This window comes from uncultured Phyllobacterium sp., from assembly GCF_902479695.1.
Taxonomy (GTDB): Bacteria; Pseudomonadota; Alphaproteobacteria; order Rhizobiales; family Rhizobiaceae; genus Phyllobacterium; species Phyllobacterium calauticae.
Genome location: NZ_CABSQF010000015.1, coordinates 96,000 through 112,943 on the forward strand (window position 1 = coordinate 96,000; position 16,944 = coordinate 112,943).

The window sequence follows — 16,944 nt, forward strand, 5'->3', positions numbered from 1 at the left end:
GATTGCCTTTCGGCCAAACGATTTCACTCCATCCGGCTTGGCAGGGCATGATTTTCCCGATCCCGCCCATTGTTCAATATTTATGACGTCGATCCGGTTCCGCGTTTACCCCATCCTTGCGTGTGAGGTGTCTGCCCGTGGCAGCCCGCAGGAGATGGAAAGGATGGCATCGATGGTTACACTCAGACAGACTCTTTCGTTGATCGGGGCGGCGGCCGTGACTGCGCTCGTGCCGTTGACCGTCCGGGCGGCCGCTACGGTGCCGGTCAAAACACTGCGCATCGGCTGGCAGAAGAATGGTGTCCTCGCCCTGGCCAAAGGAACGGGGGCGCTGGAGAAACGCTTTGCGGCGCGCGGCATCGCCGTGAGCTGGGCCGAATTCTCCTCCGGTCCGCCGCTGCTGGAGGCGCTGGGTGCCGGTGCGGTCGATTTCGGTCCGACCGGCGATGTGCCGCCGCTCTTTGCGCAGGCCGCGGGCGGCAATCTGGTCTATGCCGGCACCTACAAGGGCTCGCCGGACGGATCGGCCATTCTGGTGCGCAAGGATTCGCCGATCAACAGTCTTGCCGATCTCAAGGGCAAGCGTGTTGCCTTCAAGCGCGGCTCGAGCGCACACAATTTTACGGTCAAGGCGCTGCGCACGGCGGGCCTGTGGGTGAACGACATCACGGCGTCGGACCTGTCGCCGCCGGATGCGGCGGCGGCCTTTTCCTCCGGCCAGATCGATGCGTGGTCGATCTGGGACCCCTATCTGGCGGTTGCCGAAAAACGCCCCGAAACCCGTATTCTGGCAACGGGCAGGGGAATCGTCGACAGCTGGTCGTATTTCCTCAGCAATGGCGATTTCGCCGCTGCCCATGGCGATATCCTAAACGATGTGCTGGACGAACTCGCGCGGGTTGGCCGGGTGGCGCAGGACAATCTGGACGAGACCGTCGCCGCCCTGTCGAAAATCACCAGCGTGCCTGAGGATATCCAGAGGGTCACGCTGACACGCGACGGTGTCCGGCTGGGCGACGTGACGCCCGTCACAGCCGAGGCCGTCGCCTATCAGCAGGCCCTGGCGGATGAGTTCTATGAGCTGAAGATCATTCCCAAAAAACTCAACGTCAGCGATATCGTCTGGAAGGGCAGGCCCGCCTGAGCTGCCCATTCCGGGGGGAATCAGGACTTGCTGTCCTCATTGCGCAGATTGGCATTGACGCGATTGAGAAAGGCCACGAACTGCGCCGTCTCGCCGGCGGAAAAACCCGTCATGGCCAGAATGTTGCCCTCGTTCAGCGCCGCATAAGCCTGCGGCAGGCGCTCGAAGGCGAGCGCGGTGAGCTCGATGATCTGGCTCCGCCGATGGGCCGGATCGGGCTTGCGCTGAATGAAGCCGTCCCGTTCCATCCGGGCCAGCGCCTGGGCCATGGACGGCTGTTCCACCTGCAGCAACCGGGCCAGATCGGCCTGCGTCGATGCTTCGCCATTCTTCACCGCCACCAGAATCGGGAGATAGGCCGCGCCGAGACCAAGCGGCCGCAGCCGCTCCTCGCCTCTGCGCATCAGCTCTCGCGCTGCCTGCTTGATGAGGAAAGATGGGGTTTGTCTCGGGTCCGGGCCGGGCATGGCGATTCTCCTTGCATAGGACCCTATGATAGAATAATAGGACCCTATGCAATCTACCAGTGAGATGATGAACATGTCAAAGAATTCAGGGATCGCCATTGTCGGCGGTGGCCCCGGCGGGCTGTTGCTCGCGCGTATGTTGTATCTGAAGGGCGTCGCCTTCACCGTCTATGAGCGGGATGAATCGCCCGTGCATCGCGGGCAGGGCGGCATGCTCGACCTGCATCCCGGAACCGGGCAGTACGCCATGAAGCGGGCCGGGCTGTTTGCCGAGTTTCAGCATTTTGCGCGCTACGAAGACCAGGGCACGCGGCTTTATGACAAGCACGGCCTGCTTGTGTACAAGGACGATGCCTCCGACGGGGACCGCCCGGAGATTGACCGCAGCCAATTGAGAGACCTGCTTTTGCGGTCCATTCCGGCAGATAGTGTTCGCTGGGGCTGCCGTTTGACGGAAGCCCTGGGATGCGATGACGGCACGTTCGAACTGCATTTCGGCAACGGTTCCGTCGCCCGGCATGACTTCGTTGTCGGAGCTGACGGCGTTGGGTCAAGGGTGCGTGCGCTGGTGTCGAACGAAAAGCCCCGGCATATCGGACTGACCCTCTATGAACTTGCGATCGACGGTGCCGACGCGCGCCATCCCGATATCGCGGCGCTGGTCGGACACGGCACGATGATTGCCAAGGGCGACGGCAAATCGATCTTCGCGCAGCGCAACGCCAATGCGCATATCCGCGTCTATGCGGCGCTGCGGGGCAAGGAGAAGCCGGGGTTCGAGGCGACGAAGGAAAGCCTTGCCGCGCAGTTCGCCGGCTGGGACGGCAGTCTGCTGCAGCTCATAGAATCGGCAAAAGACACGGTGCGGCCCTGGCCGATTTGCGCGCTGCCCGTCGGGCACTGCTGGCAGAGCCGCGCTGGTGTGACGCTGATCGGCGATGCGGCGCATGTCATGCCACCGGCGGGCGAGGGCGGCAATCTGGCGCTGCGCGATGCCGCCGATCTCGCCGATGCCTTGACCGGGGACGAGGACCGGAACACGGCTGTGCGGGCTTACGAAGCCACGATGTGGGAACGGGCCGCGACGGCTGCCAGCAATGCAATGCAGGCGATGGACGACGGTTTTGCCGAGGACAGTCTGGAAGCAACGATGAAGCGGATCAGCGGCACGGCCTGAACTCAGCGCCTGTTGCACCCGATCAGCACGGAGTTCCCGTCGACATATTTGCTGCGCATGGTGTAGAGCCAGCCGCGGCATTCTTCCATCGTACGGAAGCAGCGAAAGTCGGAAACCGGCACATTGTCGCTGCCCATGGAAATGATCGGATTGTCGGTCGTGCCGGAATAGCGGCCGACGATCACACCTGATCCGCGCGGCGGGTTGTTGCAGCGCTGCCCGGCAAATTCGCTGACATTCTTGCGAACCGCTGCCTGCACCCCGGTTGTATCCAGAACCGAAAGCAGGGGTTGGGCGGCGAACGCCACGCCGAGCATCAGGACAAGAACGCTTCGTTTCATCATAAACCTCCGCAGTGAACCAAGTCTGACATTGCTTCCCCACAAACGCTTTGTGCCTTTATAGCCGAAACCGCAGCACGTGTAACCGCGACCCGGTGCATGGGCGAACACATCTGCGCGACCCAACCGCCCGCTGGTGTCAACGGGCGGCGGGGATGATGTGCCCGTGATCAGGCGGCGGTCTTGTTCACGAGCTTGAGGGCATAGGCATAGACATAGGCGACTTCCTCCAGATGCGAGAAGCGGCCGGAGGCGCCCGCATGCCCCGCATCCATGTTGACGCGGAACAGCACGGGATGATCGTCGGTCTTGAGCTCGCGCAATTTGGCCACCCATTTGGCCGGTTCCCAGTAGGTGACGCGCGGATCGGTCAGCCCGGCAACCGCCAGAACAGGCGGATAGGCCTGCGCCCGGATATTGTCGTAGGGCGAATAGGACGCCATGTAGGCATAGTCCGTCGGCGAGGTGATCGGATTGCCCCATTCGGTCCATTCGGGCGGGGTGAGCGGCAAGGTATCGTCCAGCATCGTGTTGATGACGTCGACAAAGGGCACTTCGGCGATGATGCCGCCAAACGCCTCCGGCGCCATGTTGGCAACGGCGCCCATCAGCAGGCCGCCGGCAGAGCCGCCATGGGCAATGGTGCCTTGCGGGTTGGTAAAGCCTTCCGCTACGAGATGGCGGGCGACCGCGATGAAATCGCTGAACGTGTTCTTCTTGTGCAGGCGCTTGCCGTTCTCGTACCAGGCATAGCCCTTGTCCTTGCCGCCGCGAATATGGGCGAGGGCGTAGATGAAGCCGCGATCGACGAGCGACAGGCGCGTGGTGCTGAAACTTGCCGACATGGTCGAGCCGTAGGAGCCATAGCCGTAGAGCAGGCAGGGTGCGGAACCATCCAGTTTCGTATCGCGATGATAGACGATGGAAACCGGCACGGTTTCGCCGTCCGCCGCCGGAGCCAGCAGCCGCCGCGTGACATAGTCGTCCGGGTTGTGGCCGGAGGGGACTTCCTGGGTTTTCAGCAGCGTGCGCTCGCGCGTGCGCATATTGTAGTCGTAGAGCTGCGATGGCGTGGTCATGGAGGAGTAGGAGAAGCGGATGACCTCGCTGTCATATTCGGGGCTTCCCTGCAGGCCGAGGGAAAACGCCTCTTCGTCAAAGGCGATGGCGTGTTCCTCGCCCGTGTGGCGGTTGTGGATCATGATGCGCGGCAGGCCGTTTTCCCGCTCCAGCCAGACCAGATAATCCCTGTAGGCGCCGTGGCCGAGCAGCAGGCGTCCCGGCTTGTGCGCCACCACCTCGGTCCAGTTGGCCGGTTCCGGCGCGGTGACCGGCGTGCTCATGATCTTGAAATCCTTGGCACCGTCGATGTTGGTGAGGATGTAGAAGACATCGCCGCCTTCGGTCATGCTGTATTCCACGCCGGATTGGCGCGCGGCGACAAGTCGGGGTTCGGACGCGGCATCCCTGGCATCGAGCAGCCAGACTTCCGACGTTTCGTGATCGTGACAATCGATGAAGATGAAATCATCGAGCGCGCTGCCGCTGACGCCCATGAAAAAGCCGGGATCCATTTCCTCATGGATCAGGCGGTCCGCGCGCTCCGGCTGGCCGAGCACGTGGTAGAACAGGCGCGACGGGCGATGGTTGGCATCCACCTTGGTGTAGTAAAAGCCGGTTGACTGGGCATTCCACACGCCGTCGCCCGATGTTTCCGTGACCACATCGGTTGCGTCGGCCAGCGTCGTCAGATCGCGCACCCGCAATGTGTAGAACTCGGATCCCTTGTCATCGAAACCCCAGATCATCTTGGCGTGATCCGGCGAATGATCGGCGGAAGCCAGGCTGAAATAGGCCTTGCCTTCGCCTTCCAGATCGCCGTCCAGCAGCATCGTCTCGGCGCCGCCGTCGCGCGGTATGCGGAAGAAGCGCGGATGCTGGCCGCCGGTCTTGTAGGACGTGCCATAGGCAAATGGGCCGTCCTTGGAGGGGACCGAGGAATCGTCTTCCTTGATCCGCCCCTTCATCTCGTCGAACAGGGTGCTCTGCAGCGCCTTCGTGTCGGCCATCAGCGCGGTTTGATAGGCGTTTTCCGCTTCCAGGTGGTTGCGGATGGCCGGATCAAGCACCGACGGATCCTTGAACACGTCCTGCCAGTTGTCGGCGCGCATCCACGCATAGTTGTCGACACGGGTTATGCCGTGGCGCGTGTCCGATACCGGGTGTTTGGCTGATTGCGGGGCGGGAAGAGAGGTGAAACGTGATGTTTTGGTCATGAAATACTCTCAGTACAGTGGATGGAACAGGCTGATGACTTTGCAACGGAACAATGTCGCACTTTGCCGGAGAACACGATGACAATCACATCTGCGAAGGATTCGTCAATCCTGCCTGTCCGCAACAGCGCCTTGCTCCGGGCGTGCCGATAGACGAGATCCGCCGGTTCATCTGCGAATACTGTGGCGCTCCGCCTGCAACACTATTGCCGAGCTCGCGCCCCGTCGCCAATCCGGTGACGGAAGTCGCGTCTTTTGCTGGTTTTACACCCGTTCGGCCTCTGATCCGGGCGCCCGAGCAGGATTTTTCGCGCATATTTCCACGTAATTTGTCTTTTTGATCAAAAACAGAATTACTTAATATTGTCTCATGTTGCACTAAAGTAGGTCTGGCACTGCACTGAGCGGCCTCCGTTGTTATAGAATGCTTGTGAAATGCGGATTGGTTCCTCATTTTTGCCATTTTTGGTCTTAGTGGTGTTGTGCGGATGTTCACGTGTGAACATTTATGTTATCATATGTGCAGCGGGATTTTAGCTTTCCTGGCCCAATCAGCACCAGGTTCGCAGTAAATTCAATATCAAGGAAAAATTACAAATATTTCTTTTTTAGGTGAAGTATTGATTTGACAATTAGAGCTCCATCCTGAATACAGTGTCGTCATCAGTGTCAGGGTTTCTGATATTTGCAGATTTATACTGCTTGCTTTCCCGTGTAATACCAACTTTTCAAATTAGATGAAGGATTTGGACTTTGATGACAACATTCGACAATTCAAATACAGCTGCTGGAGACGTTCTCCTGGAACTGACCGCTGAATTGGTTGCTGCTTACGTAAGCAACAATTCAGTGCCATCTGGCGATCTTCCCGCGCTTATCGCTGATGTCCACGCTGCTCTTGGTCGGGTCGGCAGTGGTGCAGAAGCAGTGGTCGCGATTCAGGAAAAGCCAAAACCTGCAATCAACCCGAAGAAATCCGTTGCGGATGACTACATTGTCTGCCTCGAAGACGGCAAGAAGTTCAAGTCTTTGAAGCGTCACCTGATGACCCATTACGGTCTGACGCCTGAGCAGTACCGTGAAAAGTGGGATCTGGATGCTTCCTATCCGATGGTTGCACCCAATTACGCTGCTGCGCGCTCGCGTCTGGCCAAGAACATGGGCCTCGGCCGCAAGCGCAAGAAGGCTGCTTGACAGCAAGCGGTTCAGACTATTTGCAAGACGGCGCCTTCGGGCGCCGTTTTGTTATCCGGGCTCCATTTTTCCGGGCATAGGCGCCGGCACGGATTTCAGCCCCTCATGGATTTCAATAAAGTGTCCAGGGCTTGCTTGAGACCGATATGACGATTGAGGTCGTAGCTCCAGTGCCCCTTGCCGCCCTTGATCCTCTCTCTTTCAATCAAACGCTTTAACCGCCTGCAATAGGTCTGCTTCTCGGCCGCACCAAGCGCGATCACCGCGTCAAGATCTTCGCCGCAGAGGATTTGCAGCGCCAGGCGTTGCCGCGCCATGCTGCGCTGCGCGTCCCTCGCAGCCAGGAATGCCGCCCTCTGCCTCGTCCATTCGCTCTGAGCCATGTTTCCGTCCTCGATGGTGGATGGACACACTTTGCCTTGGTTTAAGGAGTGTAGGACAAAAGTCCTAGATTGCGTGGGTGGTTTCAGAAAAGAATCCATGAAAACAATGACATGATGTTCGGGCGCGGGAAAACTTATCCACGGTCTTGCTGGGAATAATATAAGAAGATATTCCTATATACGAAGTGGAGCGAGCATGTCCGAGAATTTCCCCCATCTGATCCGCTCTGCCGCCGAGGCGCGGGCGATGATTGAGATCCTCCGTCAAGCCCGTCCGAAATCGAAGCCGGCGGAGCCCGTTGCCCGGGATGGGGGCGAACCGCCGGACGGCCGTCTTTTTCATGTCTGCGACGGCGTCATCGACATTCTCGCCAGCTTCTTCAATGTCAGCGGCCGCGAACTGCGCGCGCATTCCCGTTGCGAGCGGTCGGTGGCCCGCGTCCGGCAGATCGGCATGTATGTGGCGCATGTCACGCTGTCGCTGACCATGACGGAGGTTGGGCGTGCCTTCGGGCGCGACCGCAGCACGGTCAACCATGCCTGTCATCTGATCGAGGATATGCGCGACGAGCCGGAGTTCGACCGGGTTGTGCAGACTCTTGAAAACATTCTGCGGGCGGCGTTCCTGCGCAGCGGCATGGTGCGCCAATGAGCGTCCGGGGCAAAAGCGCTACCGGCGTGCGCCGGGTGCTGTGCTTTCTGGCCAAGGCTGCCGCAGAACCTGCAACTGCGGACAATGGCAAGATGACGCTGGAAAGTGCAGGGGGCGGCGCGATTTCCATCGGGACGGCGGTGCTTGACCATGTCCTGCGCGAAGGACTGGCGCGCTCCGCTGACGGTATGCTCATCATCACCGATGCGGGCAGGGCGTTCCTGCGCCGGCTGGGTGGCGGGGCCGATGCCTTCGCCGCCCAGCATCGCCTTGAAACGCTGGCGGCACCGGGCAACCGGCCCGGCGCGGCACGGGTCCGGCGCAACGAAGCGGAATCGCCGCTCGGCCTGTTGCGCCGGCGCAGGGATTCATCCGGCGCCCCGCTGATCAGCGAGGCCGCCTTCAAGGCCGGTGAGCAATTGCGCAACGATTATACGCTCGGCAATTTCATGCCGCCGCTTGGCGCCAACTGGAGTGCCGTGGGAAGCGGTGCCAGCTGCCGATCCGGCAATGGTGTCCTGGAAATGACCGATGCCGCACTGGCGGCACGCCAGCGGGTGGAGCGGGCGCTGGATGCGGTCGGGCCGGAACTGTCCGGCGTGCTGGTGGATGTCTGCTGCTTTCTCAAGGGCCTTGAGGTTGTCGAGCGGGAACGGCAGTGGCCCGTCCGTTCCGCCAAGCTCATCCTCAAGACGGCGCTGGCGGCATTGGACAGACATTACTGCCCGCCATCGCCCGCCCGGCGCAATCCGCGCATCATTCACTGGGGAGCGGGGGATTATCGCCCTACGCTTGCGCGGTAGCAGCGCCGTTGTGCGTGGTTCGACAAGCTCACCATGAGGGATGTTGAGGGCGGCAGGGAGCCACTTTCTGCAACATCTGCAAGTGGCATTGCAGCCCATCTTTCTCCCTCATGGTGAGCTTGTCGAACCACGCACAACGCATTGGCGGGAATGCCCCGGTGAGAATCCCACTGTCAGGGAGTGTCGTCAGTGCTGCGTGGCGCTGGCTGATCCGAGGGCGGCCTGTGCCTCGTTGCGGATGCGGGCGACCATCGAGCGCAGGCCGTTGGAGCGCTGCGGCGTCAGGTTTTCGTTCAGGCCCAGCTTCTTCAGGATGGCTTCCGGATCGATAGCGAGGATTTCCGACGCCTTCCTGCCGGAATAGAGCACCATCATGATGGCGACGAGGCCGCGCACGATATGCGCATCGGAATCGCCGAGGAAATCGATGGCCGGATCGGCGCCGTCGCTCAGCGTGCTCTTCAGCCAGACCTGGCTGACACAGCCATTGACCTTGTGCGCCGCATCGCGGGCGGCATCCGGATAGGGCTTCAATTCGCGGCCGAGATCGATGACGTAGCGATAGCGGTCTTCCCAATCGTCAAGGAAGTCGAAATCCGCGATGATGTCGTCAATTGTCTGTGCCATAGGTCCAGTCTCGCATGTGATGTGGCACATATAGTGATGCGAAAGCCGGACGTCATCGTTTTTCCTGTCGCGCAGGCTACTTCTTTGCGATTGTGCCCGTTGTCTTGCCGTCGACGGCATTGGCCTGTTCGCGCTGGCGGACGGCCGCTTCCAGAATTTCGCGCATCGCCATCTCGCGCAGCTTGGCCTTGATCAGATCGCTCTTGTCCATAGCAGTGGCGGCATCGGCGGGGTCCCCATGGGCGGCGGCAACGGCCGCATCGGCGCCGTTGGTCTTGGCGCCCAGCTGCGTATCGAGATACTGATAACCGACCTTGGCCACTTCGCTGGCGCGAACGCCCGCATTGTTCAGGGCCGCCTTGCCGGTTTCGCAGGCATTGGGATTGCGCGTGCAGAACTGGCTGAGATCGCTGATCGTCTCGCGTGCGGCAAAGAAAGCCTCGAGCGGGCCGGGCTGGGCCGTCCCTTGCGGATTGTCCTTTGAGTCCACTGGAATGAACAGCGAAATCAAAAACATCCAGAAGCAGAACTTGATCGCAAACCTGATCAGGAAGAACATTTCAGATATCCTCTGCCAACACCGGAACCGCTTCCCAGGAGCAGCCCATGCCGAGACATTGCCACAGACAAGGCAAAAACCGGTTGAGACGCGGTTTTGCATTTGAGCGATCATAGAAACCAAGGATTAAGAAATCTTGGAGCCCGAAATGCCGGTTTTGCGATTCGACCGGCAAATCGCCGGCAACCCGAAACCCTTCATTTACCATGCATTGAAAAGCCCCCTCACATTCGGCTGAAACCGGTTGTGCGGGACATCTGCGTCCCCGGTTTTATCCTTTCCTTAAAGCCTCGTCTGCAAAAGTTAACGGCGACATTGAAATGACCGTGACGCATCCGGCCCCGGCCGGACCGTCCGGATAGCAGGAAAAAACTGGTGCCGATTCATTCCGTCACACTGCCCAGAATTGCTGATGCCTACCGGCGCCATTGCAAACGCTGGGTAAGCACATCTGTTGCCGGCGCAGCCGAACGCGACAGGGACGCCCGCATGGCCGGTGCCTTCCTCGCCATGCCGTTCCTGCTGGCCGTTGCGCTGGCCGCCAGCCACTCCCTGTTCAGTGAAGCCGGTGGCATGCTCAGCCTCGGTGTCGGTGTTTTTGCCCTGCCGATGATTTTCTGCGGAACGCTCTCGCTGGTTCGCAACAGTACCCGGCTGGGTCTGGCTGCGCTGGCATCCTACGGCGCTGCCATCGCGCTGATCGCCGTCATGGCGCCATCCGCCAATCTCCTGCTCTGGATCATGGGCGCGGCGATCCCGCTCGAAGCCTGGTTCGTCATGCGCTCGCAAAAGGCGCTTGTTCTCTCCGGCGGCATTGCCGCGGCGGTGCTTGCCGTTCTCCTCGGCGTGTCCGTGTGGATGGGCGGCAACGTTACCCTGACGGCATTCTCCCTGCTGGCCGCGCTCGCTTACGGGGCAACGCTGCTGGTCCGTTCCGCCGGTGCGCTGGTGGCGCGCGGTCAGGAAGCGCGCCGCGACGACCGTGTCGCCGATCTGGAGAGCGCCGTTGACGGCGTGGTGATCGGGCTTGGCCGCGACGGCATGATCACCGCATTGTCCTGCAAGGCGCAGGAGCATTTCGGCGTGGCCCGCAGCCTGCTGATCGGCACGGCGCTGGTCGACCGCGTGCACGTCTCGGACCGCGTGCATTTCCTGGCGTTCCTGTCGGATTTGCGCAGCGGGACGGCTGCCACGGCGGCGGAGATAAAGCTGCGCTGCGTTGCAGCTGGCGATGCGGCGAAACCGGCGCACACCGTGCGCTTTGCCACCTATCGCCTTTCCGGCGTGCCGCAGAGCCGGGACAATGGTTTCGTCGTCGTGGCAACGGATATTTCCGGCGCAGTCGCCGACCGCTTTGCGCTCGATGCCGCGCGCACGCAGGTCGAGACGGCTGAGGTGACCAAGGGCCGCTTCCTGGCTTCGGTCAGTCACGAACTGCGCACCCCGCTCAATTCCATCATCGGTTTCTCCGACGTGCTGCTGCAGGAAATCTGCGGCAAGCTGCCCGATGCGCGCCAGCGCGAATATGTCGAGCTGGTGCACCAGTCCGGCACGCATCTGCTTTCCGTGGTCAATGCCATTCTCGACGTATCCAAGATCGAGGCCGGAACCTACCCGATCATGGCCGAGCCCTTCGCCTTCAAGGATGCGGTGACCATGGTGCATGACATGATGGCGCATCAGGCCTCGCAGAAGAACGTGACGCTGTGCGACCGCGTCAGCCGCACCATCGGCACTGTTGTTGCCGACCAGCGCGCTATCCAGCAGGTGCTGATCAACCTGGTGTCCAATGCGGTCAAGTTCACCGAGAGCGGCGGCGTGGTCACCATCGACGCCGGGCTGCATGGCGACATGCTGGCCTTCTCCGTCAGCGATACCGGCATCGGCATTGCCGAGGCGGATCTGCTGACGCTCGGCCAGCCGTTCCGCCAGGTGCAGAACGATTACACGCGCAGGCACGAAGGCACCGGCCTTGGCCTTGCCACCGTCAAGGGCCTGATCGGCCTGCATGGCGGCCAGATGGACATCCGCAGCCGTCCCAGTGAGGGCACGGTGGTGAATGTTCTCATTCCACTCGCCGGTCCGCGGATCGAGCCGGTTCCGGCGGAACCGGTCAATATCGTCGAATTCCGGGCCGACGGCGACAGTGAGGGAGGTTCGCATGCGCAAGCCCGCAAATCGGCCTGACAGCAGGAAGCGCCGGGCGCCCAAGCGCGGCCATATGGCCCGTATCGCCATCGGGGCAGGCGGGCTGATTGCCCGCAACCCGACGATCACCGGCGGCGCGACGGCCTTTCTGGTGACCCTCGGCTTCATCTCCGCCAATGCGCTGTGGTACCAGCCGCAGGTGCATGACGGCGTGTTCTTCCGCACCCGGCCGGAACTGGTGTTCAAGCCGATCAAGCACGATGGCGGCGTATTCGGCACGCCGCAGAAGCAGAGCGCCGTCGATGCGCCGGTGCGCAAGGTCAATTCGGTTCCCGTGCCGCAGGGCAATCCTGATCCGGTCGCTGCGGCCATCAACAATGCCGCCGGCAATGGCGGCACGCCCGTGCTCGCACCCGGCGGCGATCCGGAAGTGGCGAAGATGCAGCAGAAACTGCTGTCGCTCGGCTTCTACAACGGCGCGGTCGACGGCCTCGCCGGCAAGGGTACCCGCGCCGCCATCGAGGCCTACCGCAAGGCCTCGGCCGACATGGGCATCGAGACGGCCCAGCCCGCCGTCGGCAGCGCCAGCGACACCACCGCCAGCATTGCGATCCCGGCCGCCAAGCCCGGCCACGACGCCGAAAAAGCCACCGTCCAGACCGTATCGGCCACCCCGGCCGACAAGCTGACGGCGGGCACCGCCCAGCAGCCCGCAGGCAACAGCCTCGCCCCGGCGGAGATCGTCCGCATCCAGGCGGGCCTGCGCGCCTTCGGCAATGACAAGGTGGAGATCGACGGCAAGGTCGGTGCCAGCACCAAGACCGCCATCCGGGAATTCCAGAACCTGTTCAAGCTGCCGGTCACCGGCGAGCCCGATGCGAAACTGCTGGCCAAGATGCAGGAAATCGGCCTGATCAACTGATGAGGCTGGGCATGGGCGGTCACGACATATGCGTCTGACATCGGAATTCTGGGTTTCCGCACTGGTGCGCCGCATCAACGGCAGCGGTGCCTTTGCCGCGCTTGCCAGCAGGGGCGCGGCGGAAGCCGGGGCGATCTTCATCAAGTTCCGCAACGCCGACGGCAGCTACGACCTGTTCGGCCCGGCGCCGCAGATGGTCTATGACGAGACCAAGCCGGACGAGCGGCAGTTCACCCTGCTGCAATCGGCCGTGGCTGAAGCCGAGGCGGATGCGGCGCTGGACAAGCAGAAACGCTGGGACCGGGATTTGTGGATCGTCGAGATCGAGGATTATCGCGGCGAGCGCGGCGCGCTGTTTCCGCTCGCCCGCGACTGACCACGGACGGAGGGTTGTTACGACACCCGGCGCTTGGCCGGGCCGGGCGCCGTGCCGCCGCGTTCGAAATCCGCCGCCATTTCCCGCAGTTTCTGCCGCAGCTTCTGCGAGTTTTCCTCGGTCTTCCAGCGCTGGATCGTCGCCTGCGCCTTGTCCTGGTCGATCTGGCGGTAGGATTGCACGAACAGGCGCAGCGAATGCAGATCCTTGTGCACGAGGCCGAACAGGCCGGTCAGCACCAGATGCGCCGCTTCCGCCGAAAGTCCAAGCGCGGCGAGCGCGATGGTCAGTTCGGCATTGAGCCCGTGGCCGATGATGCGTTCGGCGGTTTCACCGTCGAGATCGAGCGCCGTGGTGAAGGCGGCGCGGAATGTATGGGTTTCATCGAGCAGGGCGGCATCGATCAGCCGGTCGGCCAGGGCCTGATCAGTGGAATGGCCGGCATCGGATGCGCGCATCAAAGCGCGCAGCGCCTCGCGGGTTTCGCGCAGGCGCGGCGATTCGGGTTCGGCACGGTCCAAGGCTTCATTCTCCTCATGGGCGGGCAAACCGCTCTGCAGCGCCAGGGCGCGGTCAATGGCCGGGTCGTGAAAATGGCGCAGGGCCTGCAGCAGCGCGGCGTCCTCCACCGTGCGCCGCGCGATGACGCGGGCATGGCCGATACCCCTGTGCTGGATCAGGCCGATGAGATCGCCCGGCTTGAGCACCGGCGAGCGCAACAGCAGCGGCGCGGAAATATCCACATCATCCTCGGCGAGCGCCAGGATCAGGCGTTTGGGCGCATGCGGCATTTCAGAAAGGGCGGCGGCGGCATGGCGGCGCACGCGCGGCGAGGCGAGGGCGAGCAGCGGAACGGCGAGATCCTCCAGCTGCTGGGCATCGCTCTTTGCCGGTCTTGCGACGCAGCAGAAGGCGGTGATCGATGCGGTCAGGAGATCGTCAGCCTTGCTGCCGCCATTGCGGTCTTCAAGTGCCCGAAACTCAGGATACTTCACGAACACACTCCACTCGATTACGCACGACGCCAAACAATGGCTAAAATGAGCCATGAAGCGTTAGCAATCCGTTAACCCTGCGGGTGTCTAATGAAATTATGCGCGAAATGATCGCGCGCGAGCGGACCGGGACCGGTCCGCACCCCGGAAACGGGGAGCAAAGCAGCCAGGTTGTCCGGCGCTTTGGCCGGATGCCAAGACCAGCATGAGCGTTTGCGTATCAAGGAGATCAACGAGCCGAACGGATGGATGAAATGGGGTTTGTCATTGCCTTTCCAGGCAGCGCCTCGCGGCGCCGCACCACCACCGAGACGAAGCGGCCGGCAACCGCGCAGATCATGATTTTTCCCGGCGTGCGCTATGAGCGCCCGGCGCTGCCCGCCCGCCCGCGTGACAAGGACAAGCCGGGCCACCGGTTTTTCGATCCGACACCGCAGCCGGGTTAGGGGGCGCGTCGGGACATTCAGCGCAGCACATATGGCCGCTGTGGATGGGAATACTGCGCCGCGCTGGTGCACCCGCTCACCCCTGATGTTCGAATCCCAGCATTGTTCTCAGCTGTGACGCGTTCACCTGTTTGGTGTGTTCTTCCATCAGAAACTACTAGTGGTTGCAGTCAGGATGCCACTTAATACAACCAAAAATACGTAAATTATTGCTTTTCTGCCACACAGGGTAGAAAAATCCTGATCACTCAGGTTGTGCTCTTGCGCTTCCGGTTTTGTTCTGAATCAATACGCGCTAGTAAGTATTGTATTGATTCGTTTTTTTGACGGCATTTTATTTTAGCCAACAGTATATTGGGAGCTATATTTTATGATTTTCCACGCCACAGCTGCGGTTGTACCCGCACGTCCAAATTTTCTTTTCACTTTCCGCAACCATCTCCTGTGCAGCGTCTGCACGGCCATGCTTCTGGCCGGGTCCGGGGGAATGGCATGGGCGCAAGACCCTGTGCCAGCGCCTGTTACCTCGACACCAGCATCCGTGTCGCCAGTTCCAACCACGCCACCAGTAGCCCATGCCCCTGAGCCGTCTGGCAAAAACGTGACGGTCACTGAGGAGGAACAACTCGAGAAATTCGGGCCGGATGAATCGATAAACGACATCATTGTGTATGGCGGTGCTAAGGTCGAGGGCCAGATAAGGAATGGCACGGTCGACAATCGTGGCGGGTCTGTACTGATGCCTGGAACGTTGGTGCTTTCCGGCGATAAAGCCAAGGCGACCGGAACTATTGATGTTGGCCCGGGTAATGCATGGTTAAGCGTTAAATTCGGAGCGACGGCCAATGAAGTCATTGTGGACGGCACGAAAGCTGAGACAAAGGATCAGGAACGTTCGGGTGGCTTGGTAGATGTGGCCGGCGAGAAGAGCAGGATCGAAACAGGTATCGTCAAGCAGGGCGGCTTGTTGTCTGTTTCCAATAGCGCAACAGCAGGCACTGTCACCGTCAACAATGGCGGCAAACTGGAGGTTAACACGGGGGGCAAGGCCGATGACGTCACTGTCAACGGCGTGACAGGATGGAAGCGCACGACGGTTGGCGTGGGCGGCAGTGCTTTCGTTTCCGGAAAGGGAAGTGAGATCAAAACCGGCACTGTCAACAATGGTGGATTGCTGAAAGTTGCCGATGGGGGAACCGTGGGCAATGTCGCTGTCAAGACCGGCGGCAAGCTCGATGTTCAAGCAGAAGGCAAGGTCGATAATGTTGTCGTGGAAGGCGAGGCAAATTACAAAAAGGGTATTGGATGGATTTGTGGCCTTGGCGGTTATGCAGATGTTTTTGGTCAGATCAGCAAGAGCACAGTTAGCAAGGGCGGATGGTTGACCGTTCTGTCAGGTGGAAAGATAGATGATGTTATTGCGAGCGCTGGCGGTCGGGTTGTCGTTGAAGCTGGCGGTAAGGTAACGAATGTCACCATTGATGCAGGTATAGGGATTATCAAGGGGGAAATCACCGGCAAGTCTACGATCAACAGCGGTAGTGTTTTGAGCGTTAATCCCGGTGGCATTGCCGGTGAAATCGTGCTGAACGGGGGGGATTCCGATGCCGGCATTGATAAGGCGGGTGCTGCTGTTGCGGGAACTGCAGGCGACATCACGATCAATAGAAACGGTGTGCTGAATGGTATTGGCACTGTTGGCAACGTATTCGTGCATGCGGGCGGCACAATTAATTCTGGCGCCAGCAACGACCCGACGGTTAAGTCTGCGGCTGAGAATAACTTGGTTGGCACTCTGAAGGCGACAGGTGATGTCACCTTTGATAAGGGCAGCTTTTTGGGCATGCAGATTGCCAATGATGGCTCGAACAACAGCAAATTGGCCGTCAAGGGTCAGGCAAACCTTCTCGGTGGTATCGTCAACGTGCGTTCAGAAGATAAAGACAAGACAACCGGTTCCGCAACAATGTTAAGCGAGGAGCAAGTCAAGGACTTCTTCCGGAAAAGTTTTGTCATCCTGACAGCTGTGAAGGGTGTGAAGGGAAAATTCGACGATATTGTACCGCACTATAATTACATCACCCCTTCGCTCTCTTATACCGACAACGAAGTCCGGGTGGGTTTCGATTTTACAGAAACGGCCAAGGCCGAAAAGCAGAAACAGCTGGAAGCCGAGCGCGCCAAGGTTGAGGAAAAGCGGGTAGCCGACGCCAAGGCTGAGGAAAAGCGGGTAGCCGATGCCAAGGCTGAGGAAAAGCGGGTAGCCGATGCCAAGGCTGAGGAAAAGCGGGTAGCCGACGCCAAGGCTGAGGAGGAGGAGGCAGCGGAGGCCAAGGCGGAGGAAACGGGGGCAGCGGAGGCGAAGGTTGGGGGGAAGCGGGGAGCGGTGGAGAAGGTGGAGGAGAAGGGGGAGGGCGAGGAGAAGGCGGAGCTA

At 60.7% G+C, this 16,944-nt stretch carries 17 protein-coding genes and 1 pseudogene; 11 read left to right on the forward strand and 7 right to left on the reverse strand.

Annotated features, from left to right (window positions below; translation table 11 throughout):
• The first annotated feature begins 172 nt into the window (after positions 1-172).
• A complete protein-coding gene (locus RDL77_RS11540; protein ID WP_288192913.1) occupies positions 173-1,144 on the forward strand; it encodes an aliphatic sulfonate ABC transporter substrate-binding protein in 972 nt (323 codons plus the stop codon).
• A gap of 20 nt (positions 1,145-1,164) precedes the next feature.
• Here the strand turns inward: RDL77_RS11540 and RDL77_RS11545 are convergent, their stop codons facing one another.
• Positions 1,165-1,611 carry a MarR family transcriptional regulator gene (locus RDL77_RS11545; protein WP_308526397.1) on the reverse strand — a complete coding sequence of 149 codons (447 nt, stop codon included), beginning with the start codon at positions 1,609-1,611 and terminating at the stop codon, positions 1,165-1,167.
• A gap of 73 nt (positions 1,612-1,684) precedes the next feature.
• Here RDL77_RS11545 and RDL77_RS11550 point away from each other — a divergent pair, with 73 nt between their 5' ends.
• Positions 1,685-2,788 (forward strand): NAD(P)/FAD-dependent oxidoreductase, encoded by a 1,104-nt coding sequence (locus RDL77_RS11550; RefSeq protein ID WP_288192914.1) that lies wholly within the window; start codon positions 1,685-1,687, stop codon positions 2,786-2,788.
• Between the two features lie 2 nt (positions 2,789-2,790).
• On the opposite strand, the gene RDL77_RS11555 is transcribed toward RDL77_RS11550, so the two are convergent.
• Both RDL77_RS11555 and RDL77_RS11560 read right to left on the reverse strand, forming a co-directional pair.
• Positions 2,791-3,129 (reverse strand): metallophosphoesterase, encoded by a 339-nt coding sequence (locus RDL77_RS11555; protein WP_223611400.1) that lies wholly within the window; start codon positions 3,127-3,129, stop codon positions 2,791-2,793.
• A 170-nt stretch (positions 3,130-3,299) separates the two neighbouring features.
• Entirely contained in the window at positions 3,300-5,405 is a 2,106-nt protein-coding gene (locus tag RDL77_RS11560; protein ID WP_288192915.1) for a S9 family peptidase, read from the reverse strand.
• 53 nt (positions 5,406-5,458) lie between these two features.
• Between RDL77_RS11560 and RDL77_RS11565 the strand changes: the two genes are divergently transcribed.
• Positions 5,459-5,746, forward strand: a complete 288-nt coding sequence (locus RDL77_RS11565) for a hypothetical protein (protein ID WP_288192916.1) — start codon at positions 5,459-5,461, stop codon at positions 5,744-5,746.
• A 415-nt stretch (positions 5,747-6,161) separates the two neighbouring features.
• Positions 6,162-6,599, forward strand: a complete 438-nt coding sequence (locus tag RDL77_RS11570) for a MucR family transcriptional regulator (RefSeq protein ID WP_091880604.1) — start codon at positions 6,162-6,164, stop codon at positions 6,597-6,599.
• Between the two features lie 95 nt (positions 6,600-6,694).
• On the opposite strand, the gene RDL77_RS11575 is transcribed toward RDL77_RS11570, so the two are convergent.
• Positions 6,695-6,982, reverse strand: a complete 288-nt coding sequence (locus RDL77_RS11575; RefSeq protein ID WP_223611398.1) for a cytoplasmic protein — start codon at positions 6,980-6,982, stop codon at positions 6,695-6,697.
• Between the two features lie 196 nt (positions 6,983-7,178).
• On the opposite strand from RDL77_RS11575, the gene RDL77_RS11580 reads away from it, so the two are divergent.
• On the forward strand, positions 7,179-7,634 hold the full coding sequence (locus tag RDL77_RS11580) for a helix-turn-helix domain-containing protein (protein ID WP_288192917.1): 456 nt from the start codon (positions 7,179-7,181) through the stop codon (positions 7,632-7,634).
• Positions 7,631-8,437, forward strand: coding sequence for a DUF6456 domain-containing protein (locus RDL77_RS11585; protein ID WP_288192918.1), 807 nt, complete (start codon positions 7,631-7,633; stop codon positions 8,435-8,437). Before RDL77_RS11580 ends, RDL77_RS11585 begins: the two co-directional genes overlap by 4 nt.
• A gap of 186 nt (positions 8,438-8,623) precedes the next feature.
• Here RDL77_RS11585 and RDL77_RS11590 read toward each other — a convergent pair whose 3' ends face one another.
• Together RDL77_RS11590 and RDL77_RS11595 are read right to left on the reverse strand one after the other, a co-directional pair.
• A complete protein-coding gene (locus tag RDL77_RS11590) occupies positions 8,624-9,064 on the reverse strand; it encodes a SufE family protein (protein ID WP_288192919.1) in 441 nt (146 codons plus the stop codon).
• A 76-nt stretch (positions 9,065-9,140) separates the two neighbouring features.
• The gene (locus RDL77_RS11595; protein ID WP_223611394.1) at positions 9,141-9,623 is read right to left on the reverse strand and encodes a DUF5330 domain-containing protein; all 483 of its coding nucleotides are present in this window, start codon (positions 9,621-9,623) and stop codon (positions 9,141-9,143) included.
• A 375-nt stretch (positions 9,624-9,998) separates the two neighbouring features.
• Here RDL77_RS11595 and RDL77_RS11600 point away from each other — a divergent pair, with 375 nt between their 5' ends.
• The 3 genes from RDL77_RS11600 to RDL77_RS11610 are packed head-to-tail and all read left to right on the forward strand — an operon-like array spanning position 9,999 to position 13,069.
• Positions 9,999-11,810, forward strand: a complete 1,812-nt coding sequence (locus tag RDL77_RS11600; RefSeq protein WP_288192920.1) for a HAMP domain-containing sensor histidine kinase — start codon at positions 9,999-10,001, stop codon at positions 11,808-11,810.
• Positions 11,785-12,693, forward strand: a complete 909-nt coding sequence (locus RDL77_RS11605) for a peptidoglycan-binding protein (RefSeq protein ID WP_223611392.1) — start codon at positions 11,785-11,787, stop codon at positions 12,691-12,693. Before RDL77_RS11600 ends, RDL77_RS11605 begins: the two co-directional genes overlap by 26 nt.
• Before the next feature lie 28 nt (positions 12,694-12,721).
• Positions 12,722-13,069, forward strand: a complete 348-nt coding sequence (locus tag RDL77_RS11610) for a DUF1491 family protein (protein ID WP_223611391.1) — start codon at positions 12,722-12,724, stop codon at positions 13,067-13,069.
• A gap of 17 nt (positions 13,070-13,086) precedes the next feature.
• Here the strand turns inward: RDL77_RS11610 and RDL77_RS11615 are convergent, their stop codons facing one another.
• Positions 13,087-14,064, reverse strand: coding sequence for a DUF2336 domain-containing protein (locus RDL77_RS11615; RefSeq protein WP_223611390.1), 978 nt, complete (start codon positions 14,062-14,064; stop codon positions 13,087-13,089).
• 254 nt (positions 14,065-14,318) lie between these two features.
• On the opposite strand from RDL77_RS11615, the gene RDL77_RS11620 reads away from it, so the two are divergent.
• Both RDL77_RS11620 and RDL77_RS11625 read left to right on the forward strand, forming a co-directional pair.
• Positions 14,319-14,510, forward strand: a complete 192-nt coding sequence (locus RDL77_RS11620; protein WP_223611389.1) for a hypothetical protein — start codon at positions 14,319-14,321, stop codon at positions 14,508-14,510.
• Positions 14,511-15,111: 601 nt separating this feature from the next.
• Positions 15,112-16,944, forward strand: a pseudogene (locus RDL77_RS11625) (hypothetical protein); the annotation flags it as partial.